At 39.9% G+C, this 24957-nt stretch carries 23 protein-coding genes; 11 read left to right on the forward strand and 12 right to left on the reverse strand.

Annotated features, from left to right (window positions below):
• The first annotated feature begins 93 nt into the window (after window positions 1–93).
• Genes lpxA through lpxB form a run of 3 tightly spaced genes read left to right on the forward strand, consistent with a single transcriptional unit; the run spans window position 94 to window position 2926 of the window.
• A complete protein-coding gene (lpxA, locus tag FJX03_03455; protein ID MBM3632750.1) occupies window positions 94–894 on the forward strand; it encodes an acyl-ACP--UDP-N-acetylglucosamine O-acyltransferase in 801 nt (266 codons plus the stop codon).
• A gap of 5 nt (window positions 895–899) precedes the next feature.
• A complete protein-coding gene (locus tag FJX03_03460; protein ID MBM3632751.1) occupies window positions 900–1763 on the forward strand; it encodes an LpxI family protein in 864 nt (287 codons plus the stop codon).
• On the forward strand, window positions 1760–2926 hold the full coding sequence (gene lpxB, locus FJX03_03465; GenBank protein ID MBM3632752.1) for a lipid-A-disaccharide synthase: 1167 nt from the start codon (window positions 1760–1762) through the stop codon (window positions 2924–2926). The genes FJX03_03460 and lpxB overlap by 4 nt, the downstream gene beginning before the upstream one ends.
• Here lpxB and FJX03_03470 read toward each other — a convergent pair.
• From FJX03_03470 to FJX03_03495, 6 genes are all read right to left on the reverse strand, one after another.
• Window positions 2919–3878 (reverse strand): hypothetical protein, encoded by a 960-nt coding sequence (locus tag FJX03_03470; protein ID MBM3632753.1) that lies wholly within the window; start codon window positions 3876–3878, stop codon window positions 2919–2921. The genes lpxB and FJX03_03470 overlap by 8 nt on opposite strands.
• Window positions 3879–3977: 99 nt before the next feature.
• On the reverse strand, window positions 3978–4784 hold the full coding sequence (locus tag FJX03_03475; GenBank protein ID MBM3632754.1) for an undecaprenyl-diphosphate phosphatase: 807 nt from the start codon (window positions 4782–4784) through the stop codon (window positions 3978–3980).
• Window positions 4781–5539 (reverse strand): MBL fold metallo-hydrolase, encoded by a 759-nt coding sequence (locus tag FJX03_03480; GenBank protein MBM3632755.1) that lies wholly within the window; start codon window positions 5537–5539, stop codon window positions 4781–4783. Before FJX03_03480 ends, FJX03_03475 begins: the two co-directional genes overlap by 4 nt.
• Window positions 5536–6330 carry a TatD family deoxyribonuclease gene (locus FJX03_03485; protein MBM3632756.1) on the reverse strand — a complete coding sequence of 265 codons (795 nt, stop codon included), beginning with the start codon at window positions 6328–6330 and terminating at the stop codon, window positions 5536–5538. The genes FJX03_03480 and FJX03_03485 overlap by 4 nt, the downstream gene beginning before the upstream one ends.
• A 3-nt stretch (window positions 6331–6333) precedes the next feature.
• Window positions 6334–7863, reverse strand: a complete 1530-nt coding sequence (locus FJX03_03490) for a methionine--tRNA ligase (protein ID MBM3632757.1) — start codon at window positions 7861–7863, stop codon at window positions 6334–6336.
• A complete protein-coding gene (locus tag FJX03_03495; protein MBM3632758.1) occupies window positions 7850–8884 on the reverse strand; it encodes an AAA family ATPase in 1035 nt (344 codons plus the stop codon). The genes FJX03_03490 and FJX03_03495 overlap by 14 nt, the downstream gene beginning before the upstream one ends.
• A 318-nt stretch (window positions 8885–9202) precedes the next feature.
• Between FJX03_03495 and FJX03_03500 the strand changes: the two genes are divergently transcribed.
• The 4 genes from FJX03_03500 (at window position 9203) to FJX03_03515 (ending at window position 15057) form a co-directional block, all read left to right on the forward strand.
• Window positions 9203–9877 carry a glutathione S-transferase family protein gene (locus tag FJX03_03500; GenBank protein ID MBM3632759.1) on the forward strand — a complete coding sequence of 225 codons (675 nt, stop codon included), beginning with the start codon at window positions 9203–9205 and terminating at the stop codon, window positions 9875–9877.
• Window positions 9877–10722, forward strand: a complete 846-nt coding sequence (locus FJX03_03505) for an SDR family oxidoreductase (GenBank protein ID MBM3632760.1) — start codon at window positions 9877–9879, stop codon at window positions 10720–10722. Before FJX03_03500 ends, FJX03_03505 begins: the two co-directional genes overlap by 1 nt.
• A gap of 77 nt (window positions 10723–10799) precedes the next feature.
• The gene (locus FJX03_03510) at window positions 10800–11429 is read left to right on the forward strand and encodes a guanylate kinase (protein MBM3632761.1); all 630 of its coding nucleotides are present in this window, start codon (window positions 10800–10802) and stop codon (window positions 11427–11429) included.
• 211 nt (window positions 11430–11640) lie between these two features.
• Window positions 11641–15057: a hypothetical protein gene (locus FJX03_03515; GenBank protein MBM3632762.1), complete on the forward strand. Its 3417-nt coding sequence runs from the start codon at window positions 11641–11643 to the stop codon at window positions 15055–15057.
• A 20-nt stretch (window positions 15058–15077) separates the two neighbouring features.
• Here FJX03_03515 and FJX03_03520 read toward each other — a convergent pair whose 3' ends face one another.
• Window positions 15078–15308 (reverse strand): DUF1467 family protein, encoded by a 231-nt coding sequence (locus FJX03_03520; protein ID MBM3632763.1) that lies wholly within the window; start codon window positions 15306–15308, stop codon window positions 15078–15080.
• Between the two features lie 177 nt (window positions 15309–15485).
• Between FJX03_03520 and FJX03_03525 the strand changes: the two genes are divergently transcribed.
• Window positions 15486–16322, forward strand: coding sequence for a diaminopimelate epimerase (locus FJX03_03525; GenBank protein ID MBM3632764.1), 837 nt, complete (start codon window positions 15486–15488; stop codon window positions 16320–16322).
• Between the two features lie 228 nt (window positions 16323–16550).
• Here FJX03_03525 and FJX03_03530 read toward each other — a convergent pair whose 3' ends face one another.
• The 3 genes from FJX03_03530 to FJX03_03540 form a co-directional block, all read right to left on the reverse strand.
• A complete protein-coding gene (locus tag FJX03_03530) occupies window positions 16551–16820 on the reverse strand; it encodes a hypothetical protein (GenBank protein ID MBM3632765.1) in 270 nt (89 codons plus the stop codon).
• Window positions 16821–16907: 87 nt separating this feature from the next.
• Window positions 16908–17372 carry a thioredoxin-dependent thiol peroxidase gene (locus tag FJX03_03535; protein MBM3632766.1) on the reverse strand — a complete coding sequence of 155 codons (465 nt, stop codon included), beginning with the start codon at window positions 17370–17372 and terminating at the stop codon, window positions 16908–16910.
• Entirely contained in the window at window positions 17373–17588 is a 216-nt protein-coding gene (locus FJX03_03540; protein ID MBM3632767.1) for a hypothetical protein, read from the reverse strand.
• Window positions 17589–17732: 144 nt separating this feature from the next.
• On the opposite strand from FJX03_03540, the gene FJX03_03545 reads away from it, so the two are divergent.
• Window positions 17733–20600 (forward strand): DUF3971 domain-containing protein, encoded by a 2868-nt coding sequence (locus FJX03_03545; GenBank protein MBM3632768.1) that lies wholly within the window; start codon window positions 17733–17735, stop codon window positions 20598–20600.
• Here the strand turns inward: FJX03_03545 and FJX03_03550 are convergent.
• On the reverse strand, window positions 20590–21762 hold the full coding sequence (locus FJX03_03550; GenBank protein MBM3632769.1) for a dicarboxylate/amino acid:cation symporter: 1173 nt from the start codon (window positions 21760–21762) through the stop codon (window positions 20590–20592). The genes FJX03_03545 and FJX03_03550 overlap by 11 nt on opposite strands.
• Before the next feature lie 242 nt (window positions 21763–22004).
• Between FJX03_03550 and amrB the strand changes: the two genes are divergently transcribed.
• Window positions 22005–23435, forward strand: a complete 1431-nt coding sequence (gene amrB, locus FJX03_03555; GenBank protein MBM3632770.1) for an AmmeMemoRadiSam system protein B — start codon at window positions 22005–22007, stop codon at window positions 23433–23435.
• A gap of 19 nt (window positions 23436–23454) precedes the next feature.
• Here amrB and FJX03_03560 read toward each other — a convergent pair whose 3' ends face one another.
• A complete protein-coding gene (locus tag FJX03_03560) occupies window positions 23455–24096 on the reverse strand; it encodes a LysE family translocator (GenBank protein MBM3632771.1) in 642 nt (213 codons plus the stop codon).
• A 221-nt stretch (window positions 24097–24317) separates the two neighbouring features.
• On the opposite strand from FJX03_03560, the gene FJX03_03565 reads away from it, so the two are divergent.
• Complete coding sequence (locus tag FJX03_03565) at window positions 24318–24953, forward strand: hypothetical protein (GenBank protein ID MBM3632772.1); 636 nt, start codon at window positions 24318–24320, stop codon at window positions 24951–24953.
• Window positions 24954–24957: the final 4 nt, after the last annotated feature.

Genomic DNA, 24957 nt, shown 5'->3' on the forward strand with positions numbered 1-24957 from the left:
ACATTCCATTGTTTGCCCTCAATTCATTGTTGAGACATCCTATATATATGCAACAAATTCACTGCCCTCATTTTACTATTGGGAACTGTTATTATGAATCAAATTCATCCTTCTGCAATTATTGATAGCAAAGCTCAACTGGGCACAGGAATAGAAATTGGTCCATTTTGTTATGTAGGACCTGAAGTTATTATTGGTGATAATGTTCATTTAGTCTCGCATGTTACGATTTCTGGGCGAACAGAGATCGGGGCGAATTGTAAGTTTTATCCTTTTTCCTCCATTGGTCATTACCCCCAAGATTTAAAATATAATGGTGAACCTTCGCAGCTTTTTATTGGGGTGAATAATACTATTCGCGAGTATGTGACCATCCAGCCAGGAACAGAAGGGGGAGGCATGGTTACAAAAGTTGGTGATAATAATCTATTTATGGCTTCTGCCCATGTCGCTCACGACTGTCGAGTCGGAAATAACGTCATTATGGCAAATTGTGCAACCTTAGGAGGACACGTCACCCTTGAAGATTATGCTTTCGTTGGAGGTTTAGCCGCTGTTCATCAATTTGTCCGCGTTGGGGCACATTCCATTATTGGTGGTTTGTCTGCTGTTGTGCAGGATGTCATTCCCTATGGACATGTAAAAGGAGAGCGGGCCCATCTTGCTGGGCTCAATTTAGTTGGGCTAAAGCGTCGAGGTTTTTCAACGGCAACTATTCAAGAACTTCGCAGTGCTTACGACGATTTATTTGATGTCGCTACACCATCTTTATCAGAGCGAATTGAGGTTGTTGCAAAGAAATATACTCAAAATGAAGACGTTATGCAACTTATTGGGTTTATCAAACAAGAGTCTCGCCGAAGTCTTTGTTTACCTGAATCTATGGCAGGTTAAACGTCGTGGCTCGTATCCTTGCTCTTTTTGCAGGTCAGGGAGATCTTCCCTCTAAAATCATCCATGAGTGTCATGCAAAAGGTCTGCCTCTTTTCCTTATTGCTTTTGAAGGACAAACAGATCCAGATCTTATCGATCAAAATCAATCTCTTATTCTGGGCCATATTTGGATTCATTTTGGAGCCATTGGTAAAATGCTGAATTATATGAAAACCAATAAAGTTACTCATATTATTATGGCGGGTAGTATGCGTCGACCGGCTTGGTCGGAGCTCAAACCTGATTGGAAAGCCGCCCAATGGCTTACAAGGATAAGTCTTACAAAGTTGGCAGGTGCTAAACTTGCGATAAGTGCTGCGGGTGATGATGGTTTATTAAAAACGATTATGACTTTTTTGCGCGAAGAAGGGTTTGAATTTATGAGTTCTGCAGACATTCTTGACAATCTTTTGGCACCTGAAGGAGTTATGGGAATGTACGAACCTAACGAAACAGACTGGCAAAATATAACACGGGGAAAAGAAGTTATTCATCTTTTAGGAGCTGGAGATATTGGCCAAGCTGTGGTGGTTCAAGAAGACCTCGTTTTGGGAGTTGAAGCTATTGAAGGAACAGAAGGATTGCTTTCCCGTTGTGGGTTGCTTCGGCGTGAAGGTCGTGGGGGGGTTTTGATTAAAATGGCGAAGCCGAACCAAAGCCGCATGGCCGACTTGCCTACCATTGGTGTTGCCACTATTCATCAAGCACAAGCTGCGGGTTTATCGGGTATAGCTATAGAGGCTGGATCAACTCAAATCCTAGATCAAAATGCGGTTATAGCAGCTGCAGATAAAGCAGGTCTCTTTCTCATTGGTGTTACATATTCATGAAAAAATACAAGGTTTTCTTGTCTGCAGGTGAACCATCAGGCGATTTTTTAGGGAGTCATCTTATGAGTTCCCTGAAATGGCAGTTCAATAACAATATTGAATTTGTTGGCCTGGGAGGTTCCTTAATGGAGGAAGAAGGAATGTCTTCTCTATTCCCCATTGATGAATTATCCATCATGGGCCTTGCGGAAATTATTCCTCATATTTGGCGGATTCGTAAACGCATCTTCCAAACAGTTGATGCGATTGAGAAAATCAATCCTGATATTATCGTAACGATTGACTCTCCGGGGTTTAATTTTCGTGTTGGAAAAATACTCAAGAAGAGAGGTAAAGCCATCCCACTTGTACACTATGTTGCCCCTTCTGTTTGGGCATGGCGTCCAGGTAGAGCAAAATCAATTGCAAAATTTCTCAATCATTTACTAGTTTTGTTTCCTTTTGAACCTCGCTATTTCCTAAAAGAAGGGTTGCCGACCCAATTTGTGGGGCATCCCGTGGTTGAGCTGGGATTAATAAATACGGCGCACTCTTCATTTCGACAGCGACATAATATTCCCCTATCCGCTTCAATTTTGACTGTTCTTCCCGGAAGTCGCCGAGGGGAAATTTCTCGACTTTTACCCATCTTTCAAAAAACGATTTTAAAGCTTCAACAAAATGACCCTAATTTACATGTTGTAATTCCAACTTTGCCTCACTTAGTGAATCAAATTCACCAGCAATTGACTGTGCCAGCAACAATAGTCACGACACAATTGGAAAAGATTTCGGCTTTACAGGAAAGTCGAGGTGCATTAGCTGCGAGTGGTACAGTTTCCTTAGAATTAGGGGCAGCAGGTTTACCAAGTGTTATTGCTTATAAAATAAATCCATTTACGCATTTTGTGATAAATTTCATGATAAAAGTAAAGTATGCGTGTCTACTTAACATACTGATGAATAAAGAAATTGTTCCGGAACGATTGCAGCAAAAATGCACATCTGAAAATTTAGCATTAGCTGTCAAAGAAATTTTATATAACGACAAAGTTCGTGAATCAATGAAAATAGAAATGAAAAGAGCCTTGAGTATGCTTAAAGCTCCTTCAAAAGATTTGTCCCCAAGTCAGTGTGCCGCTCAATATATAGCCCAAGTCTTAAACATTAATGGTCCTAATTAAAGATGCCGACTCCAGCTTTGCAGAGGAGCTGAACATAGCCAACAAATCCACGATTCATGCGTCCTTGAATGCACCCCCCTCTCGTGAGATGACCTTCTAGAACTTGATCAAATATCATCTGAATATAAGAAAAATTTTGGTTTTTGTTGTAAAGATTTATGGCTAACGACCACGCACGAGACCAGACTTCACGAGCTGCAGGGCAGAGGCTTATTTCTGAATCCATTCGCGCAAAATGATTATTGAGATAGGTCAAAATTGTGTCAATATCAACAGGCCTTTCTAAATATTTATAGGCAGCAAAAAATTTATCGTTGTTTAACACAAATTCACACATTTGTTGACCCACTTGAGCTAAAGTCAAATTTGGATTGTCAATACTATACAAGTTTCCAATGTCTAAAAGATGGCGGATGTTGTTGCCACCTCCAAATACATAATCATCTAAAATATGAACGTCAGAATCGGCGTAAATTTGACTTAAATAATTGAATATTCGCATAAAATTTTCAAGAATAGGTCTTTGTTTTCCCGCTGCATATTCCCGTGATAACTTATTGGTTCGCAAGATATCTACGCTATGTCCCGGACTATCTTCAAAATTATTGTAACGTACCTGACGATGTTGAATTAAGGATACATGATCGTGAGTGCTTGTTGCAGAATGGGCCATATCCCCTCTTCTGTTTTCTTCAACCAAAAGTTTGCGAATGTAGTCTAGCGAGGCTTTCTCTTGTGGGGCAATCACTTGAGGTGGGGGGGCCGTTCTTCGAGTATCATAAAAACCTTCCCGATTGATTTCTGCTTTCAGGCCATCTCTATACTCCTTTAAGGTTAATCCTAACGAGGCGGTAAGAGCGGTATCTAAGTCATTATCTTGCTCTTGCGCGAAACTAATGGAGATAGTTCCCACAAGAATAGAAATAAAAAAAGCCCGAATAAAATTTTCCACGTTCTAATCTTTCACAATAAATTTTCGGATTTTCTCATTAATACGATGAGAATTATAATTTATATGAGAACGGCAATAAGGAAATTCAAGTCATTTTAATTATAAAATCAATAAAATTCCAAGACCAAGGAGAATGCGGTAGATTACAAAAGGGGTTAAAGAATGACGTGCAAGAAAGGTCATCATCAAATGGATTGCAGCGATTCCGGCCATACCGGAGAAGATGATGGCCAAACCAATATTGTTCCAAACGAGAGGTGTCCCCTCTTTCACAACATCAATTGTTGTGAGTGTTGCGGCACCCAATATTGAGGGAATGGACATTAAAAAGGCAAAACGGGCAGCGGCAATTCTGGTAAATCCGAGACTGAGAGCCGCGCTTATACATATTCCTGAACGGCTCACACCCGGGACAAGGGCAATAGCCTGTGCAAGACCAATAAGGAACCCTTGCTTTAAAGTTATGGCTTGGAGTGATTTTTTCTGGGGTCCAAAATGGTCGCTGGCAAACAATACCAGCCCAAACACAATGCTTGTTGTTGCAATAACTCCGACTTGACGAATTTGATCCATACCTAGTTTTTTTAAGATGAACCCTACGACGACGGCGGGGAGTGTTGCTACGACTAAACTTAAGGCGAGGCGGACTTGATCATCTAATAACGGAAGGCGAAATCCCTGGAGACAAAATCGAAAGAAATGGGTGCACATACCCCAAATATCATCACGAAAATATATTAATACAGCTAAAAGAGTTCCTACGTGGAGGGCAATATCCATTTCAAAACCCTGATTTTCCCATCCAAAATAATTGGGCAACAAAATGAGATGCCCGGATGAGGAGATAGGTAAAAATTCTGTCAGACCTTGTATCACGCTCAGAATGAGAATATGAAGTATTGTCATGGAAGCTCCAGGATCATTCCATCATAGGCCGGTGTAACATTAGGGGGAGTGCGGCCATTGAGGTCATCATAATCCAAATCATGAGTCATATGCGTTAAAATAGACTGTTCTGGTTTGGCTTTATTAATCATCTTAAGGGTCTGTTCTACATTGGCATGACTAATATGGGGTTTATCGCGCAAACAATCCACTACCCAAATCTTAAGATTTTTCAAAATTTCATAACTTTCTTCTGGTAATTCAATAAGATCAGTAGAATAGGCAAAATCCCCAATCCGATAACCAAAAGAGGACCGATGACCATGATATTGAAGAAAGGGAATAATTTGAATACCATGAAAGTCTATGATTTCTTCCAGTTCGCGTCCTTCTAAAAAAGCAGGATATTGAGGATCTAAGGTTGTCAGGGCATACCGATAATTTTGTCTTAAGCGGTTCAAGGTTCCATGATCGGCATATGCGGGTATCGGTTGATTATATTTCGCATAAATTTGACGCAAATCATCTATCCCTCCGACATGATCAGCATGGTCGTGTGTATAAAGAACCAAATCAATACTTCCTACTCCCGCATCCAAGAGCTGTGTGCGAAGATCTGGGCTGGTATCAATTAAAATATTCTTCCCTTTTGTTTGGATTAAAACAGAAGCGCGACGTCGGCGATTTTTAGGGTTATTGGGATTGCAGGAACCCCATTCTCCGGTGATTAGGGGTACACCGCCAGAAGCGCCGCATCCCAAAATCGTAATCTTCATGGTTCTAATCTCGCCTTAGTGAACAACGAAAAAAAATTGTTCGTGGTTGCTGTTTCGATCGCACTATAACTTAAACTTTTTAAGTCCGCTAGGAGTTCTGCGGTATAGCGAGTGAAGGCTGGCTCGTTGCGTTTTCCGCGGTGAGGCACGGGAGCTAAGAAGGGCGCGTCTGTTTCGACAAGCATACGGTCGAGAGGCGTGTCTTGGACAATTTGACGCAATCCTTCGGCATTCTTAAAAGTCACAATACCGGAGAAGGAAATATAAAATCCGAGTTCCAGGGCTTCACGCGCAAGGGCAGCACTGCCACTGAAACAATGAAAAACACCTTTGACGCGACCTTTCCCAGTTTCTTTAAGACACAAAATTGTGTCTTCGTCGGCATCTCGGGTGTGAATAATGAGAGGAAGATTTAGTTTCATACTCGCTAAAATGTGGTCTCGAAATGAGGAAATTTGATCCTCTCGAGGACTCTTGTTGTAATAATAATCAAGCCCAGTCTCCCCAATACCAATAACTTTAGGATGTTGTGCCAATTTAATAATTTGGTCTGTTAAGGCTTCACCTTCATAACCCTTAAAGTAATGAGTCGCATCATGGGGGTGCACACCCACAGTGCAATATACTTCTGAATAATGATCAGCAATCGCTTGAAGATTTTTAGCTTCTTCCAATTTTGTATTAATGGTTACCATCAATCCAATCCCATTCTCTTTTGCTCGAGAGATAACATTCTCTAAGTCAGGAGCAAAATCAGGAAAATTTAAGTGACAATGACTATCAATAAGCATGAGTTATATTTCCTTCTTTACCCAACGAGGGAATACGCCTTCAGGTGGCGGTAAAATTGTCCCCGGAGTTAGGGGAGTATCCAAATGAGCAAAGGTCCGCATTTCAGGCATAACATTCAGCTGGTCCAAAATGCGTTGACTGGCTTGTGGAATAAGGGGTTGGGTTAATAGGGCGATTTGACGGATAGTTTCTGCCAAAACATATAAAATGGTTTTCATGCGCGTAGGGTCTTCGGTTTTTAGAGACCAGGGTTTTTGCTCATCCACATATTTGTTTGCCTCGCCAATCACATGCCAAATTTCTTCAGCGACTTTGTGCAAAGCCTGTTTTTCGATTTCACTTCTTAAAGTGGGTAAAATTTCTGTGGCTTTTAAAAGCAGGGCTTTATCTATAAGCGTTAGTTTGTCAGGTGAGGGTAAAATACCTCCACAATTCTTAGCAATAAACGAGAGGACTCGTTGTACAAGGTTTCCATAACTATTCGCAAGATCGCTATTGAGTCGTCCAATGAGGGCTGATTCAGAGAAATCACCGTCGTTTCCAAAAGGCACTTCTCTTATGAAAAAATAGCGAACAGCATCCCGACCATAAGTATCAACAAGTTTGATAGGATCAATGGCATTCCCTAGGGATTTTGATATTTTTTCACCTGCATTTGTCCACCAACCATGCGCAAAAACTCGGGAAGGGGCAGGTAAACCTGCGGCCATCAGAAATGCGGGCCAATAGACGGCATGAAAACGTAAAATATCTTTGCCAACTACGTGAAGGCTTTGGGGCCAGTAAGACTTAAAATCAACATTTTCCAAATCTGGGTAGCCAAGAGCGGATATATAGTTTGTTAGGGCATCTAACCAAACGTAAATAATGTGGTCAGGGTCGTTGGGGACGGGGATGCCCCATTTAAAACTTGTTCGTGAAATAGATAAATCATTCAGTCCACTCTCCACAAATCGAAGAACTTCATTACGTCGGCTTTGGGGCGCAATAAAATCAGGGTTTGCCTGATAAAATTTAAGGAGTCGATCCTGCCAGCGAGAAAGACGAAAAAAATAACTGGGTTCTGTGACCCATTCTACGTCGGCTCCTGTCGGGGCTTTGCCATTGATGAGTTCTGATTCTTGATGAAATGTTTCGTCACGGACAGAGTACCACCCGGAATATCCTCCTAAATAAATCTCATCATTGTCGAGAAGTTTTTGCCAAAGGTATTGGACGGCAGTCTTGTGACGTGGTTCGGTTGTGCGAATAAAATCATCTGTGGAAAATTGCATGAATGTGACGAGATCTCGGAAGTTTTGGGAAACCGTATCCACAAATTCCTGCGGATCTTTTCCGGCATTCGTAGCCGCCTTTTCAACTTTTTGTCCATGTTCATCCGTTCCGGTAAGAAATTTAACATTCTTACCATCTAAACGCATGAAGCGTGCCAACATATCACAAGCGAGAGTTGTATACATATGGCCAATATGTGGAACGTCGTTCACATAATATATTGGGGTTGTTACGTAAAAATTTTTAGAGTCGTTCATAAATAAACTCATCTCCAGTTGTTGGATTTTCAATTATAAAAAAAATGGCCATAAGTATATGATTTCTATCTAAATAACTGGTTTGAGCAGTCTTTAAAAATTCTTGAACGCGGTGAAAGACATCCACCCAGTGGGACATAGGTTTCCGTTTAACTAACGTAGCTAATTTCCCATCTCCCGCCGTGGCAGGTAAGGTAAGATGATCAAGTATAATCAAACGATGAAGAGCCCAAACGACTAAGTCGAGCATGACATCATAGCCTGGATTATTTTTGTCAAATGACGCACTTAAGGCTTGGGCATTGCGCCAGTCACTTTTTAAGGCATCACCTGTTGCTTGAATAATTAGGTCCAATAGTTTGGTGCCGCCTGAGCGCTGCAAAGCGATGGCTCGTCCTATGCTTCCTTGACTTAAAGGAATAATTTCAGAAGCAATACTCTTGCCAAGACTTGTTGCAATTTCTTCATCTGATAAGGGGAAAAGCTGAAGTTTGCAACTACGAGAGCGAATGGTAGGTAGGACTTGACCCAAAGAATGGGTAATGAGAAAGAATACGGTTTTTGCCGGGGGCTCTTCTAGAATTTTTAACAGGGCATTTGCAGCGTTGCGGTTCATCTCATCAACGGCATCTATAATTACGACGCGCCATCCGGGAATGGCGGCGCATTGACGTAAAAAAGCGCTAACCTTTCGTCCTTCTTCTACGTTAATTTCACGTAACGCTTTCCCTTCCGCGTTTACGCCTTTCTCAACAGCAAGAAAATTTGGATAACTTCCCAAATATATTTGGCGAGCAACGACAGCGGGATTTTGCACTTCATGCTCTAAAATTTCACGAGCCATTGTATAAGCGAGAGTTGCCTTGCCAATTCCCCGTTCGCCAGCAATAAGCCAGACGGGATGCATCGCGCCTTTAAAAAAAGCCTGACGCATTTGCTCGTGGGCATGATGATGTCCCACCAAGTGTATTTGACCCTTGGGATGAAGATCAGGATTTATATTGTCAGGAGTCTCTAACACTGTGTCTCTTTTTCTCGAATCACCAAAACTCCTTACGTTGTAGCAAAGCTATAGTCCTGTTGACAATGCTAACTTAACATAAGGGATAGGGAGAGTGTTTATGAATTCCTTTGCCTTTTTATTTGATTATACAAATGGTAACTGACTGTAAAATCGGCGTTTTTGCCGCCTTATTTTTTTCGTTTTTCCCTCCACATTCGAAAGAATAATTTTTAATTGGTGAGAAGGTATATTTTTGGAATAAACCCTTTCTTTCAAAACCACAGCCGATTAAGATATATATCGAAAGGTTTTATACCCCAAAAGGTTTTTTTACTTATGCGTACACTTTATCATTATTGGCTATGCCCCTTTTCCCGCAAAGTTCGCCTTATTTTGGCAGAAAAAAAATTGGACTTTAGTGTTGAAACAGAAAGAATGTGGGAACGACGGCCGGAGTTTATTGATTTAAACCCTGCGGGAAAGGTTCCCTTACTGGTTGATTTAAATGGTACTGTTGTTGTGGATAGTATGGCTATAGCTGAATATTTAGATGAAGCCTATCCCGAACGGTTATTAATTGGAGTCGGTCTTTCTCAGCGAGCAGAAGTTCGCCGGCTATCGGCTTGGTTTGATGATAAGTTTGCACAGGAAGTGAGTGTTAGTCTTATATTGGAGAAAGTACTTAAAAAACATATTTATAAGGACCACTCGGGTCCCAATTCTGCCATTTTACGATTAATAAAGTCTTATGTTCATGATCACCTCACCTATATTTCCTGGCTTGTTGATCGCCGCAAATGGTTAGCGGGTGATGAATTTTCATTAGCGGATGTTACAGCAGCGGCTCATTTATCTGTTGTTGATTATCTTGGAGATGTCCCTTGGGATAAGTATGAACTTGCAAAAGATTGGTATGTAAGAATCAAATCTCGTCCGAGTTTTCGGGCTTTGCTAACGGATCGTGTTCCTGGAATGCTCCCATCTCCACATTATGCCGATCTCGATTTTTAATGCCTCCCGCGATACTTATTTTTGGTTTGGGATATGTAGGTCAACACTTAGGGCGTTCTCTCTTAATAGAGGGTTGGCAGGTGAAGGGAACAACACGCACCCAAAAGCAAGCAAACATCCTTACAGAGCAGGGATTTGAAGTAATTGTATGGGGAGGTTCCTTACCTTTCCCCTCACACATTTTAGAAAATGTTACGCATATTTTGGTTGCGATCCCTCCGGATGAAGAAGGTGACATTGTTTTAAGGTGCCTTAAGACTCTTCCAAGCTCTGTAAATTGGCTGGGTTATTTATCTGCAACATCGGTGTATGGGAATCATCACGGAGCTTGGGTAACCGAAACGACATCTCTATTGCCAATATCTGAACGGGGACGTCAACGCCAACTGGCTGAAACCCAGTGGTTGGATAAAAAAAACCATGAGCCCTTTTTTCCCATTCATATTTTTCGTCTCAGTGGAATTTATGGCCCCGGACGGAGTGTTTTAGAGTCTATCAAATTAGGAAACTCTCAACGATTAGATAAACCAGGTCATGTATTTTCTCGCGTGCATATTGATGATATTGTAACAGTTTTGAAGGTTTCGATTCTTAATCCTCATCCTGGAGAAATATACAATGTGGCCGACGACGAACCCGCCTCAACTGCTGACGTTATTGCTTACGGGTGTCAGCTATTGGGATGTGATGTGCCGCCTCTGATTGCATTTGGGGATGCAACGGTTTCTTTGATGTTACAAGAATTTTATGCGGAGCACAAACGTGTTTCAAATGAAAAAATCAAAGCATCTCTCGGCATAAAATTAACTTATCCCACCTATCGGGAAGGTCTAAAACATTGTTGAGTTTGTTATTGAACTTTCCCCAAAAATTGGTACTTTTAAAAAGAAACGTTGAGTTTTTTGAAAAGTAGGATTTTATGATGAATATTACGCGTCGCGGTATCATGCTTGTTCTTTCCTCTCCCTCCGGAGCCGGAAAAACCACTATTTCCAAAAAATTACTTGAATTAGAACCCACACTGGCTCCTTCAATTTCAGTAACTACACGTCCCACGAGGCCGGGAGAAGTGGATGGCAGAGATTATGTTTTTGTCTCACTTTCTCAATTTCAGAGTATGGTTGATGGCGAAGAATTGTTAGAAAGTGCAGAAGTTTTTGGCCATAGTTATGGGACACCTAAGCAAAAGGTCTTAGACACCTTAGCGGCAGGAAAAGATATTATTTTTGATATTGATTGGCAAGGGACGCAACAATTGGCGCAATTAGCACGGACGGACTTAATTAGTATTTTTATTTTACCCCCATCTACAGAAGAATTAGAGCGACGCTTACGGTCACGGGCACAAGATGAAGATGTTGTTGTTGAAAGGCGTATGGCCGATGCCGCTACGGAAATGAGCCATTGGGCGGAATATGATTATGTTATTATTAATCATGATTTGACCACAAGCGTGGCACAAGTTCGGGCAATCTTGACGGCCGAACGATTGCGACGGACTCGACAACTAGGCTTGATTGATTTTGTAAATGAATTGCGTCACACACATTAGGTAATTACATAAACCTCTAGATATTTTTAAAAGGCATATTCCGAGAAAACTAAATTTTTTAAGCAAAAAATTAAATATAATAATTAGTTTAAAATAATGGTTTTGAATATCCAGCGACCTCATCAGCCTTTTAGACTATTGACTCTTCTTTAGGGGGTTGGATATTGTGAATTAATGCATATTTTTCTAAAATTAGGTTAAAAATAGTTCATTGAGATACGTTCCTTCACTTACTCTTATTCTCAGCTATCTCACCTTATTATTGCAATCTTCCTCTGCGGTCGAAGAAGATCCATATATCCAAACCGGTAAAACAGATCTCACGCAATTATTTAATGCGACATCGCGTAGCTCACCTCGCCCGTCCTCTGATTCTTTCCCGCAAGAGCCGGTTTACTCAAATCACAATACAAACCCTTTTGTAACACCACGATCCGCACGCACAACTGCACGGACTCCGCGTACGCCACGTACTCCGACCTCTACTCCCGGGGGAAGTTTACGCAGTAGTACATTTTATGGTTCGCAAGAGGTGGCGACAATGTCTGCGTCTCCTCGGTTAGAAAATCTTCGAAAGTCTGCAGGATCACAAACATTTCCAAAAGAAGGGTTAGCGTTGAAGGTTACCTCAACTGCGGAAAGTGACTCCGAAGAGCCAATGGACGTTGAGACCTCGAGTGAGCCGATGGAAGTGGAGACAGAGAGCTTACCCACCCCACCACTTTCGGGGAGAAGAAATTCTCTCGGAACTCCGTTAGCCTACAAGGGGCGGGTGAAGAACACAGAAATAGGTCCTAATAAATTGGCATTATCTCTTAATTTGAGCAGTTTGACAGCTTCTGCTCCTCAACTTAGGAAAACGATCGGACTTAAATCTAAAGAAGGAAGCGTAAGCCAATATCAAAAAATAGAGGATCGTAATACTCCAGCTCAATCGATGAGACTTGTAAATTTAGAAAATGGATTTCGTCGCGCCAAAAAAAATTATGATTTTAAAAGGCGGTGTTACTTTGATAGCGATAAGATGCCCCCTAAACAGCCTAAAAGAGAAGCTCTCAGTAATAGACTCGGCCATGAACATACCCTTTGGTGGGGTCGCGCAAAAAAAATGGCCGATGAATTTAATACCAAAAGAATGTTCAAAATTAATTTGGAAGATAATTATAAGCTCCAGTGCGCGCAGGCACAAGCCGAATTAGGGATAGGCCAAGTTTCATTTGAAGTACTAGATGAGCTGGAAAAACTTTATCGTCCCGTTGATCAGGGGGATTATTCTAAGAATTATGCGAAAGAATTGCATGACGCCTTAGAAGCAAAAAAAATTCATGTTTCTGTCAAAGATATTGAGTCTATTTTGCCGCGCTTTTCTAGCAATTTTAAAACGAAAATGACTGCAATTCGAGAGGAAAAAAAGCAAGTGGAAATTGCGGCACGAGAATTTGAGGTCATTCAAAAACGGTGTCAGATACAACATGTTGTTAGAGGAAAATTAACGGAAATTCAGAATTTAACTGATCAGGTAAAGTTATTTCACTTTCAATCAGATGATGAAATGATGTTGCGATCATTTAGTTTAACAGAAGAGGATCTTGAAGATCGTAAGCTATTTGATTCAGAAGATGGAGAACATGTAATCTTTAAGCTGACGGATTCAGAGCTTGAGGACTACATGTATAGTCTGCGAAGAAATTATAATGTCAGTACGGACCCCTTTGTTCATCCTTATCAAAACAACCCTAAACAACTCACGGGCTCAAATCGGGTAAAGTGTTTTGGATTGAGTTTGCAGGACCTTGAAATTGAAATTCAAATCCTACAGATGTGGTTGAATGAACATCTGATCCGGGAATCGCAAATATTTGACGCTATCATAACTCAATATGGGGGTAATTATTGCGATAAAGCCCATACCTCCTTTGAGGCCATTCAACTGCAGTTGAAATTTGATTTTAATCCCACAACAGTTACTGTAGGAAAGCAGCAAAATCCACTAATAGAAAGGGAAGCAATTAAAAGGCAATTTGTCATGCCAATCTTTGGGCAATTGTTAGAGCCTGATATGAAAAACGAAGAGACAGATTCGTCATTGGATGAGATATACTTATTAGAACGACAGTTAGACCAGCGTTATAAAAGACTGCAGCAACCAGAAAATTTTTTACCGTTTAATAAAGCTTACGTGGGATTGGATATACGGACTCGTTATTCCCATCCCTGCGTTATAGAAACGGAAAGAAAAAGAGAATGTAAGACGGTTAGTCGTCGAGCGTTTTTCAAACCTACTCCAACGTATTTTGAAAAAATTATTCGTCGAAATTATAATTCCTGTATAGATCCGACTGAAGAGATAACTCTTTCGCCATTTACTTTATCAAAACAAATTACTATGGCAGAGGATTTTCCCTCAATTGAGATTGTGGAACTTCATAGAAAAAGATTTATCGCTGTTCTCGAGGACTTAAGAGATACTAATTGGATCTCTAGGAGGCAAAACTCATTTAATGGCCCTAAAATTATAAAAAAATTACAAGATACTTATGATGAACACCTTACAAAATGGGAGGCCTCCCTAAAAGTCAGATTGGAAACGAGCAAAAAGACAAGGCAAGATAAAATGCTAAATCGGCCTGAGCAGAGGCAACGACCGGAGTCGGTACACGACAAACTTGCCTTGCATGGAGAATTGCTCGCTGCCTACAGAAGGAATGTTATTAGACAAAGCAGTCAATTAGATAAACTTAAAGGACCACCCAAAGGTTGGGTTGAGGCTGCGTATGGATACTGGTCCGTAAAACCCTTTTCCTTTTTCTTTGATAATCAAAGTACTGCTTTGTCAGATGTCTTTCTTGAAATAGGGGCGGGAAAAATCGATTTAAGCTCCCTGCAATTAACAGATCCTCAACTCAATCGACGACGCCTTGTTCGAGATGAAACGGATCCTGGATTATTTAATTCAGAACTCGCTTTATGTGCCTATTCTGTAATTGATTTATCCTGTAATCGGCTCGAAAACCCTCGTTTGTTGAGAGACCTTCGATGGACACTGCGTTGTTTAGATTTATCTAATAATGCCCTAATAGGGTTGGAGTGGGCATTAGAATTAGAATATTTGGAAGTTTTAAATGTCTCAAATAATCCCGGGATCAAGACCCTCGCTAAATTAAAAGGGAGCTCAGTTTCAAGTCTTAAAGAGTTAAATATTGCAAATATTGGTCTTACAGCTCTGTCAGAGCTAGATATATTAAGAGGATTTATGGGTCTTGAGATCTTAGATATTTCATTCAATCTTTTAGAGCAGGATGATGGGCAATTTGGTAAAGGTGACGGCACTCAATCGAAGCCGCCTAAGCTAATTACTCTTAGTGCGATTCCTTTAGAGATCTTAATTGCCCATGAGTGTGGATTTGATGGATTGTGGAATGATTATTTTGGTTATTTGGTCAATTTAAGAACCTTATCCGTTGAGAGGAATAACTTGCAGTGGCTTGATTCTTCTTGGGATCAAGTACATAATAAAGTGGAGTTTCAAGACCACTTCCCAAAATTGCAAGTTTTTGTGCCTCAAGAAGGGAAAAGAATTGAGGCCATTGACGGCACGAATGTTTCCCTAGATCACTTAAATACTTAGCTCATTATTCATTGAGACAATTAGGTAAACTTAATCCATTGATTAACCATAATAATTTGTATTATCCCCCAAATAATGCTGGTTAGAAGCGTAGTTATAAGAAATTTTTTCTTTAAATTAGGATTTTTGGGAGTTCCTGTTGCAAATCCCTTTTGGGGATGCTGGTCGGTTTGAATGCCAAAGGGAAGAACTACGAATATGACAACCCACCAAATGACAAAAAAAACCAGGGAACCGGATATAAAAGTCATTTGATGTCTCCTCTATGGCCTATTTTTATCATGTGAATGAAGTTTTGCACCACACAATAGTTTCAATTATAAATTTTATTAGTCTTTTTAGCTAAAACCATATACAAGTTTTCTTAAGAGTCGTAACGACAACCATTTCAAAAATTTGCTTCCCTGTTTTTAGAAAGGTGCAACGCTATGCCCCGTATTTCTTTTACAAAAGCTGTGGCCCTTGGAAATGATTTTATCATTATTGATGCCAGAGACGAATTTGTGCCCCTAGATTCCCAGCAACTTCAACGGCTTGCCAATCGCCGGCAAGGTGTGGGTTGTGATCAAATTATTTTTCTACTCCCTCCAACAGATGCCCAGGCAGATCTTCGTCTTAAACTCTATAATGCAGATGGAAGTGATGCGGGGGCATGTGGCAATGGAACTCGGTGTGTCGCACGGCTTATCATGGAGGCTGAAAAAATAGACGAGCTGATTATACAAACGGCAGGAACTCTTTGTCGTGCCTTTTGGTCCAATGATCAACGGGATGAGGGGGCTGCCATTTCTGTGACGATTGGTACACCTCGATTTGATTGGGAAAAGATTCCTTTGGCAAATCCAGAAGCGTTGAGAGAGGTATCTTACAATACAATTGCCTCTTTTTGTGTGAATGTTGGAAATCCTCATGCGGTATTTTTTGTAGGGGATGTAGATGAGATTCCTTTAGCCAGCATTGGACCTCAGATTGAAAATCACCAAGCGTTTCCTGAGCGTGTCAATGTTGGTTTTGCCCAAATTATAAATGGAAGAACTTTACGTTTGCGGGTATGGGAACGGGGTGCAGGATATACGATGGCATGTGGGACTGGTGCATGCGCGGCAGCTGTGGCGGCTATTCATCAAAAATTAGTTTCATCCGGGCAGTCTCCGCTTCGGGTCATTCAAGAGGGGGGTGAAATTCTTATTGATTGGCGTGAGGGTCATCCGATTACAATGACAGGTCCAGCTCATATCAAATTTCAAGGAGAGATAGATCTTTAAGCAAAGCCCTAACAGGTACAATCTTTGCGTATAATTATGTAAGGAGGAACGAAAGTAGTATTGCAATTCCTATGTTCCTGTTTACTTATGAAAATTCGAAGAATGTAAAAAGAATAATTATATCATTTTCTCTTTAGAAAAATAACAAAAAGCCCCTATAAAAGGGGCTTTTTTGTTATTTATTAGCAATAGCCTTATTAAGGTCTTAACGACTTTAAGGGGTTAAAGTTATGGTTTGTCTGAAGGATGGTAGAGTTGATTGGGACCATAAGTATGGTCATATCGGTGGTCACCATACCCAGAGTTGGAACGTTCATATTTCTTATAATAATCATTATCATAATAAGAAGAATTTGGATAAGTACCGTAATGAGGAGGTTGGTAACGACCACCTTCACATGCATTAATGTCATATGGATTTGCACAACCTGACATTAATAATGCAGAAGCTGATAAAACACCTACAGTTAGAAGTAATATAATTTTGGAACGCTTCATGTTAACCTCTATATTTAAATTTAACTTTCAATTTTATTATAATTCGATTAATTCTTAAAAATAAGTTAAGAAAATTGTTTCGAGTCCCTAAATGGTTTGAATGGCTTGCAAAACTTCTTTTGCGTGGCCATCAACCTTAACTTTACGCCAAATCTTTTGGATAATACCCCTTTCATCGATGAGAAAAGTTGATCGTTCGATTCCAAAATATTTTTTGCCGTACATAGATTTTTCAACCCACGTTCCATATTCAGAACAGACAACTCCCTCTTCATCAGATAGAAGGGGAAAGGTAAGCCCATATTTTGCTTTAAATTTATCGTGAGTTTTGGGAGAATCTCGTGAAATACCAAGGACAATAACGTTTAGGAGGTTAAAATCTCTTAACCTATCCCGAAAATCACAAGCTTCAGTTGTACAGCCACTCGTATCATCTTTGGGATAAAAATAGAGAACTACCTTTTTTCCCTCAAAGTCAGATAACTTATAGATCTGCCCGGTATCGCCGGGCAGGTCTATATTAGGAGCCGTGCTTCCAATTTCGAGAGACACTTAAGAAGTTTTCTTTTCTTCTTTTGTTTCTTCTTTCGTCGTTTCCTTTACAGTTTCTTTTGTTTCTGGTGTTGGTTTCGTTTCTTCAACCTTTAATGGACTTGTAGCAGGTGCTTCTTCAACTTTTTTCTCTTCTTTTTTGCCTTCACAAGCAATTAAACTTAAACCGAGTAACGCGACAGACAAAAGATTCCAATTTAAAAGATTCCAGTTCATATATATCTCCCTTAATTTAAAAAGTTAATAATACTGTCTAGCCTCACAATCATGATCTCAGATAGTATTAAGTTGTATATTAATGGATTGCACTAAGAAAGGGCAAGGTTCATCATCGCGCGTAGCTATAAAATCTTGTCGAGTGTGGCTAAATTACTTACAATTCCTTTAGTTACAATCGTCTTGGCTGGAGCTCTTGCGTTTTATCGACTCCCTCCCGGTTGGTTAACACCTTCTTTGCAACTGGCTCTGACAGAAACTATTGGAAATGTTGAGTTATCGCTCCCCAAAGCAAAAATGAGGTGGGGGGGCTGGCGTCATCCTTTGGGAATAAGGGTGCATAATGTCAGCATAAAAAATGAGGAAAGAAATTTAAAACTCGAAATTCCCCGTCTTCTCTTCTCCCTTAAAATTCTCCCTCTTTTTAATGGTAATGCGGAAATTGGCAGAATATTTTTTGATTCTGCAAAAATCTCTTCTCAAAATGATTTAATAGGAATTATTTCTGGAAAAGTGAAAATGAGGGGCCAAGATGTGGCAATGCACGCAGAATTTCACAGTGTGAATATTAGCGCTTTGGCGCATTTTCTTTGGGGTCAACATTTAACTCAACAAACTTCATTTATGGTTCAAGGTAAATTTTTCATGGAGGGAAGTCGTTTCCTTGGCATTTCAAAGGCCAGCTTACAGTGTATAAGTGAGGGGGGAACCCTTTTGATACCAGAAATTTATCCTGACCCCCTTCATGTGGATCAAACTCAACTGACTTTGATTGTAACCGAACAAAACGTGTACTTAAAAAAATTATCTCTGAAGCGAGGAGATTCTTATTTGTCATTAAAAGGCTCGCTTCGTTCCCCCATTACCTGGAAAAAGCTTCATAAAGAAGGAGGTTTGCTTGAAGTATCTTTAGAGGGCAAAGGAGGAGCCATACCTGTTGATGACCTCAAGTTACTCTGGCCAAGAGGCTTAAGCCCCAAACCTCGGCATTGGGTAGTACACCAGCTTTCAAAGGGTAAAGCAGATACTGTCATGACAAAAATGCAAGGCATAGTTCACGTAGATGCGGGTGCTAAAATTAACCGTTTTGAGGTGCCAAACATTTATGGCCAGATTGGCGCAAGTCAAGTAACGGTTCATTATTTTGGTTTGTTACCTCCAGCAACTGATGTTACAGGCAATTGTACATTTACTCGTGAACAATTTAAAATTCAGGCTGTAGGGATGGCGAATGATATTCGTCTTAAAAGTGCTAATATTGTGATCAATGATCTTCATATCAATGATCAAACTATTGATATTAAATTGGATTTAGAGGGCTCTATTCGCAATAGTCTCGAAATTATTAATTCGGATCCTCTATATTTAGCTAAAAAGCTTGATCTTGATCCGCAGAGATTTGAAGGTCGTGCTGCAACTCAAGTTTCTTTAAGCTTTCCCTTGGAAACAAACGTTCCTTTAGAGTGCGTCAAAGTGACCGCTAAAAGTCAAATTCAAGATGGAAAAATACAGTATGATGCCCTCATAAATGGCAAACCGGTTACGCTGGATAAAGGAAACTTTGTTTTGGACGTTGATAAAGAGACTTTAACAATGAAAGGGGGGGCATCTATTCAAATGATTCCCACTCAAATTGGTTGGCAAGAACATTTTGAGGGTAAAAATATTCCTTTTCGTCGCCAATTTACGGTGCGCGGTGATCTAGATGTTCAGCAGTTAAAAAATTTGGGTATTTATGCCTCTGATTATTTGGGTGGCAAAGCCTCAGCCAATATACATTACACAGTAGGAGAGGATGCAAGGAGCAGAATAGAGGGGTTTGTTGATCTCACGCAGACAGTGATGGTCTCTCCGATCTTGGCGTGGCAAAAGCCAGCAGGAGAAGCTGCGCATTTAAAACTTAAATTTTATAAAAAGCAAGTTCTTGAAACCTATCATTTAGATGAAGCTCTATTAGTGGCTCCCCAACTTAATTTAACAGTGAAGGAACGGAACAAAACAGGAAAAGTGTATGAAGTTGATCACCTGCAAATTGGCAATAGTCACTTGAAATCAATTATACACCAAGATAGCGATGGAGTGCTCCAGGCATCAATTCAAGGAAAGGTGCTGGATTTATCTTATATTTTGGATGATTCAACTCAAGAGCCTCTTTTGCAACCCCTACCATCTCCTAAAGGAGCGCAAGCAACACGATTTAAAGTTAAATTATTGTTGGATGAAGTTTTTTTGGGAAAAATCAATCCTATACATCATGTAGATGGGGAAATGATTTATGAAGGAAATACTCTCATGAAAGCGGATGTAAAAGGAAAAGTTCCGCACAAGGAAGAAAAAATTTCATTAAGTATGTCGCCTGTGTCGCCTGAACAACAGCAATTTACCTTAGAATCTGCTAATGGAGGCTATCTCCTAGAGATGCTAGGTGCAGACTATGATGTCGAGGGAGGGCATCTGGTAATAAAAGGCATTAAGACTGAAAAAAATAGAAATATCGCAGATGCTTTGTCGAAGAGTGACAAAAATAGCTGGGAGATTAGGGGAAACATTAGCATCGGCAATTTCACAATTAATAAGGCGCCTCTATTGGCCAGGTTACTATCAGCAGCCTCTCTTAAGGGAATTGTGAATTTCTTTTCTGGACGAGGAATTCATTTTCAGGAAGGCACTACAGACTTTTCTCTTTCTCCTGAGAAGCTGGTCGTAAAAAAAATGCGACTGATTAGTCCATCCATTGGTCTGATCTTAAATGGGTCTTTGGACCGCTACGCAAACAAAGTCAATTTTTCAGGAGAACTCATTCCATTATATATTATTAATACAATCTTGGCGCGCATTCCCTTGGTGGGGAGTTGGATTTCGGGGGGAAGAGAAGATGGCGTATTCATGACGCAGTTTACCATGACAGGGGACCGGCAAGATCCTGCGCTTGCCATTAACCCTATTACGAGTTTAACTCCTGGGTTGGTTCGAGAATTTTTAAACGCCCAAGAGTCAAAATCTAAAGTGTAATGGCTTTTTTATCTTGGCGGGTTATTTTGCGAATTAGGACTGCAAAAGCTCCATTGCCCATGACATTTGCGCTGGTGAAAATAGGATCTTGCACAATATAAATAGTGGTCATCAAAGTTGCCATTTCAGGTGTCAGATGCAAGTACTTTTGTAAAATGGGGAGCATCACAATAATGCCTCCGCCAGGAATTCCTGCCACGGAAAACTTAGCTAAGCAAAAATAAAGAGTAAACAATAAATAGTTCTCAATTGTCGGTAGAGGAATTCCTGAAAGACTTAACACGGCCAGAGCCAAAATGGGAATTCCTAAAGCATCCCCAATAAGATGGATGTTGACAGTGGTTGGAATCACGAGGTCCGCAAATTGCTCGTCATTCGTATTTTTTTCAGTTGCTGCTAATGTTACCGGCATGGTTGCAGCACTTGACATGGTGGAAAAACCTGTAATCCCTGCAGGAATCATGTTGCGCACGAGCTCGAGAAAACGAGTCATTCGAAATCCACTCGCGACGAGGTATAAGGATGCAATGTAAATCACAATAACAGCACACAATAACCCAAAAATATGACCAGAATTCTTGATAAGAATGGACAAAGTTCCTTCGTGTTCCATTTTCAAAATAAAGCCAAAGACATATATTGGCAACAAAGGGATAAAAGCTTTTTGCAGAAAAACAGTCACATAATGGCGCATATCGATAGCGAATTTTGTAACAACAGGAACTTTGAAAAAACTAAACACGAGCCCAACAATGATGCCCAGTAGCATAGACCGGTCGGGAGCAAGAATTTCTGGGATATGTAGAGAGAAAATAGGGCTTACAGTATCCTTAATATTTGTTAAAACATCTCCGCCAATGGTCAAAAGAGGAAGGAGAGTTACCCCAATCCCGTAAGATATTAAAACCGTAAACGCATTCGAGAGAGTGACCAGAGCTAAAATGCTTAATATAAGCAAAGGAGCTCGCTGTTCCATGGATAAAATAGCTGCAGCAATATAGCTGAAAATGATAAAGGGTAAGATACCCATTAAGATTTCTTTCAAGCCACAACTAATGGTGAAAAAGATTCGCGTGATATCAAGAGTTAAAATATCACTTAAGAAAAAAGCAGCAATTATGGCAATGATGAGTTGAGCGGGTAAGCTTTTAAGGAGGGTCATTTCTCTACTGTGCCTTGAGATTAAGGGTTAATTCATACGATTAATAATTTTCGGTAAAATAAGGTAATGCCGCCTCAGGCGGACGTCCACTTGGCCATAGATGTGAGAAAAAGATTGATCATGATTTTCACAATATTCGCAAAAATATGGAGACGCAAGAAAAATCGAATTCTAATTTTCTGAAGTAATATTTTTATGAATGTTCTAGAATAAAAAAATCAGGCATTCTGTCGGGAGTTAATATGTTTCAAAAAATTTGCTTTATGATTTTTGGCATGATTCTGGCGTGCTCAGCTTCAAACCTGGTGAGATATCCCGTGGTATCTGGACAGTTTTATCCTGCGTCATCTGCGGATTTGAAAAAAGATATTGCTACCTATTTAGGGGCTATAAAGCAAGAGCCGCCTATCCCCAAGTCGGCCAAAATTCTGGGGATGATTGTTCCCCACGCGGGATATAAATATTCCGGTCAGACGGCAGCTTATGTTTATAAACTAATTAAGGATTATCCTGTTGATGTTATTATTCTGATAGGTCCATACCACGCTTCCCCGTTTCCGGGTGTATCAATTTGGCCAGAGGGTGATTGGCAAACACCGCTTGGAAAAATTTCCATCGAAGAGTCATTGGCAAAAAGCCTTCGTGATGAGTCTCCAGATTTTCTCTATGATTTTAATATTCACAGTTCTGAACATTCTCTGGAAGTTCAAATTCCCTTTATTCAATCTGTTAGCAAAACTGCAAAAATCGTTCCCATTTTAATTTCAGATGTTAAATATGCAAAGTCGTTGGCTCAAGCTCTTTACAAGCATCTTCGAGGACGTTCAGCTTGTGTTATTGTTTCGACCGATCTCAGTCACTATCATCCGGATCCCACAGCTCGTAATATTGATCAAAACACCCAAAATGCTATTCAAAAACTTTCCCCCCCTTTTTTTCAAGAAGCGTATGAAAAAGGCGAGATTGAATTATGTGGTGCAGCAGCCGTTCTGACACTTTTGGAATTAAATGCTCTTTCTGGGCAAGGTGAGTACCAAAATCTGAATTACGCCAATAGCGGCAATAATATTCACGATAAATCATCGGTGGTTGGTTATAATGCATCACTAATTTTGACATCAAACGAGATAAAGGGAGATAAGGGGAATATCCTTATTAATTTGGCGAAAGATACGCTTTCGGCTTACCTGAAAAATCAAACAGCACCCTCCTTTATAATTGAAGATCCCGTCTTAACACAAAAGCGAGCTGTTTTTGTGACTTTACGGGACAAGAGAGGGAACCTTCGAGGTTGTATGGGTCGCTTCGAAGCTGAAGAGCCGTTGTATCTTGCGGTACAACACATGATAATTGAGGCGGCTACGCAAGATATTCGGTTTGCTACTGTAACCTTAAATGAAGTGAAAGATTTGCTTATTGAAATCTCTATATTAGATAAACCCCTTATAGCAAGAAGTGCGCAGGATATTGTTTATGGCACCCATGGAGTTATTGTTTCTCAAGGAAAGCGTAGTGGCGTATTTTTACCGGAGGTATCTAAAAATTTTCGTACTAAAGATGATTTTTTATCAGAATTATGTTTCCAAAAGGCTGATTTGCCAAGAAATTGTTGGCAAAATCCGTTGACTCAAATTCAGATATTTACCACACAAACCATTCACGAAAAGCCATAATTTACAGAAATTCACCCTCCTAATGAGAACTGGCCTCAGCAAAAAACATCCGAATACCCAAAAGAATTAGTAAACATCCCGTTACACGCTCAATCCAATGGTGCATATTGCTAAAATTATACCGTAAGCGTTTATTGGAAAAGCAAAGCGCGATTAAAAAAAACCAGACAAGTGTTGTCAGAAAAATAATGGCACCATAGATGAAAATAATGACTCCGGGAATATTAGGTTTTAAAAAGGCAGTAAGGATGCTTAAAAAAAACAACATACACTTTGCATTGAGAACATTAGTTAAGAATCCATTTCTAAGAGCTGCTAAAGTCGATATGTCTTTTTGCTGATGGGGAGTTCCGTATTCTAGCGTTTGTTTGCGCGTCTTTAACCCCTTTATGCCAATATAAATTAAATAAAAACATCCTAAGTATTTGAATAAAAGAAAAATCCACTGGTTTTGGGCGATAAGAATGCCAAGACCTAAAAGAATATAAGACAGGTGGACAAAAATGCCTAAAGCAACACCGATGGCGGTTAAAATTCCTGTTTTTCGGGAATAAATTAGGCAATTGCGTACAACAACCGTAAAGTCCGGGCCAGGACTAATCAAGCCCACGATTTGGAAACTTGTTAGAGCAAGAATAGAAGGCCAATAATCCATATACATAATTTATGTCTTTTACTCTCATAAAAAAAGGGTAAAGCTAAGGTTTTTTTTGTATTTAATGTATCCTACGCTGCCTTAAAATCTATGGCAATTGGAAATAATTAAGACCTCTTGGTGACCTATAAACATGATACATTGACTTCTATGCAGTAAGCCTTTAATCATCAATATAACGTCCAAAATCCCTTGAAACCTATAGCTACAGTTATAATGGAGACAAAATGGTTAAAGTTACCAAAATAATAGTTATGACTTTTACTTTATGTTTTTTCATTGGGTCGGGATATTGTGTAGATAATCAACAAACTTCCGAAGTTATTAAAGAAAATTTAGATCCTGAGATTACCAAATTAAAAACGACTAGAACGAGTGTGGTAGAATTTCCTAAGCAACAAGAAGCTTTGAAAGCTGCGCTAAGAGAGCGATGTGCTGAAATTGAAATTTATATACCTAGACCGACTTTGGGTGTTCCAATATATAAAATTGATACTCATTTTTTAGACGATTGCGAGGACTTTACCAGTATTGAAAATCTTGTGATTAAGCATTCTATAAAATCTGACAGCGGTATTAACAAACGAGCAATTGAGGCCATACTTCCTTTGATAAAAGGTGCTAAAAACTTAAAAAAACTAGTTGTAACCCATGCGCTCCTTGATTATCTTCTGCCGTATTTACCAAAAGATGTCCAAATATTATTGGAATGTACTTGTTGTTATCGGGCTTCTGATACAGTAAAGCCTTCGAATCAATTAATATATTTTGCAAATGCTAAATTGGACAGCTATCGCGAGAAATATCCTGGATATAATATTGATATTGTCCCAATTCCAACAACATTGTTTGGAAACTTTTAAAGTT

The organism is Alphaproteobacteria bacterium (genome assembly GCA_016870095.1).
Taxonomy (GTDB): Bacteria; Pseudomonadota; Alphaproteobacteria; order Paracaedibacterales; family VGCI01; genus VGCI01.

What these genes read in the sequence shown, in the direction of transcription:
- lpxA (MBM3632750.1), top strand. Translation starts at nt 94, where the DNA reads ATGAATCAAATTCATCCTTCTGCAATTATTGATAGCAAAGCTCAACTG.
- lpxB (MBM3632752.1), top strand. Translation starts at nt 1,760, where the DNA reads ATGAAAAAATACAAGGTTTTCTTGTCTGCAGGTGAACCATCAGGCGAT.
- FJX03_03475 (MBM3632754.1), bottom strand. Translation starts at nt 4,784, where the DNA reads ATGACAATACTTCATATTCTCATTCTGAGCGTGATACAAGGTCTGACA.
- FJX03_03480 (MBM3632755.1), bottom strand. Translation starts at nt 5,539, where the DNA reads ATGAAGATTACGATTTTGGGATGCGGCGCTTCTGGCGGTGTACCCCTA.
- FJX03_03485 (MBM3632756.1), bottom strand. Translation starts at nt 6,330, where the DNA reads ATGCTTATTGATAGTCATTGTCACTTAAATTTTCCTGATTTTGCTCCT.
- FJX03_03490 (MBM3632757.1), bottom strand. Translation starts at nt 7,863, where the DNA reads ATGAACGACTCTAAAAATTTTTACGTAACAACCCCAATATATTATGTG.
- FJX03_03500 (MBM3632759.1), top strand. Translation starts at nt 9,203, where the DNA reads ATGCGTACACTTTATCATTATTGGCTATGCCCCTTTTCCCGCAAAGTT.
- FJX03_03505 (MBM3632760.1), top strand. Translation starts at nt 9,877, where the DNA reads ATGCCTCCCGCGATACTTATTTTTGGTTTGGGATATGTAGGTCAACAC.
- FJX03_03510 (MBM3632761.1), top strand. Translation starts at nt 10,800, where the DNA reads ATGAATATTACGCGTCGCGGTATCATGCTTGTTCTTTCCTCTCCCTCC.
- FJX03_03520 (MBM3632763.1), bottom strand. Translation starts at nt 15,308, where the DNA reads ATGACTTTTATATCCGGTTCCCTGGTTTTTTTTGTCATTTGGTGGGTT.
- FJX03_03525 (MBM3632764.1), top strand. Translation starts at nt 15,486, where the DNA reads ATGCCCCGTATTTCTTTTACAAAAGCTGTGGCCCTTGGAAATGATTTT.
- FJX03_03530 (MBM3632765.1), bottom strand. Translation starts at nt 16,820, where the DNA reads ATGAAGCGTTCCAAAATTATATTACTTCTAACTGTAGGTGTTTTATCA.
- FJX03_03540 (MBM3632767.1), bottom strand. Translation starts at nt 17,588, where the DNA reads ATGAACTGGAATCTTTTAAATTGGAATCTTTTGTCTGTCGCGTTACTC.
- FJX03_03550 (MBM3632769.1), bottom strand. Translation starts at nt 21,762, where the DNA reads ATGACCCTCCTTAAAAGCTTACCCGCTCAACTCATCATTGCCATAATT.
- amrB (MBM3632770.1), top strand. Translation starts at nt 22,005, where the DNA reads ATGTTTCAAAAAATTTGCTTTATGATTTTTGGCATGATTCTGGCGTGC.
- FJX03_03560 (MBM3632771.1), bottom strand. Translation starts at nt 24,096, where the DNA reads ATGTATATGGATTATTGGCCTTCTATTCTTGCTCTAACAAGTTTCCAA.
- FJX03_03565 (MBM3632772.1), top strand. Translation starts at nt 24,318, where the DNA reads ATGGTTAAAGTTACCAAAATAATAGTTATGACTTTTACTTTATGTTTT.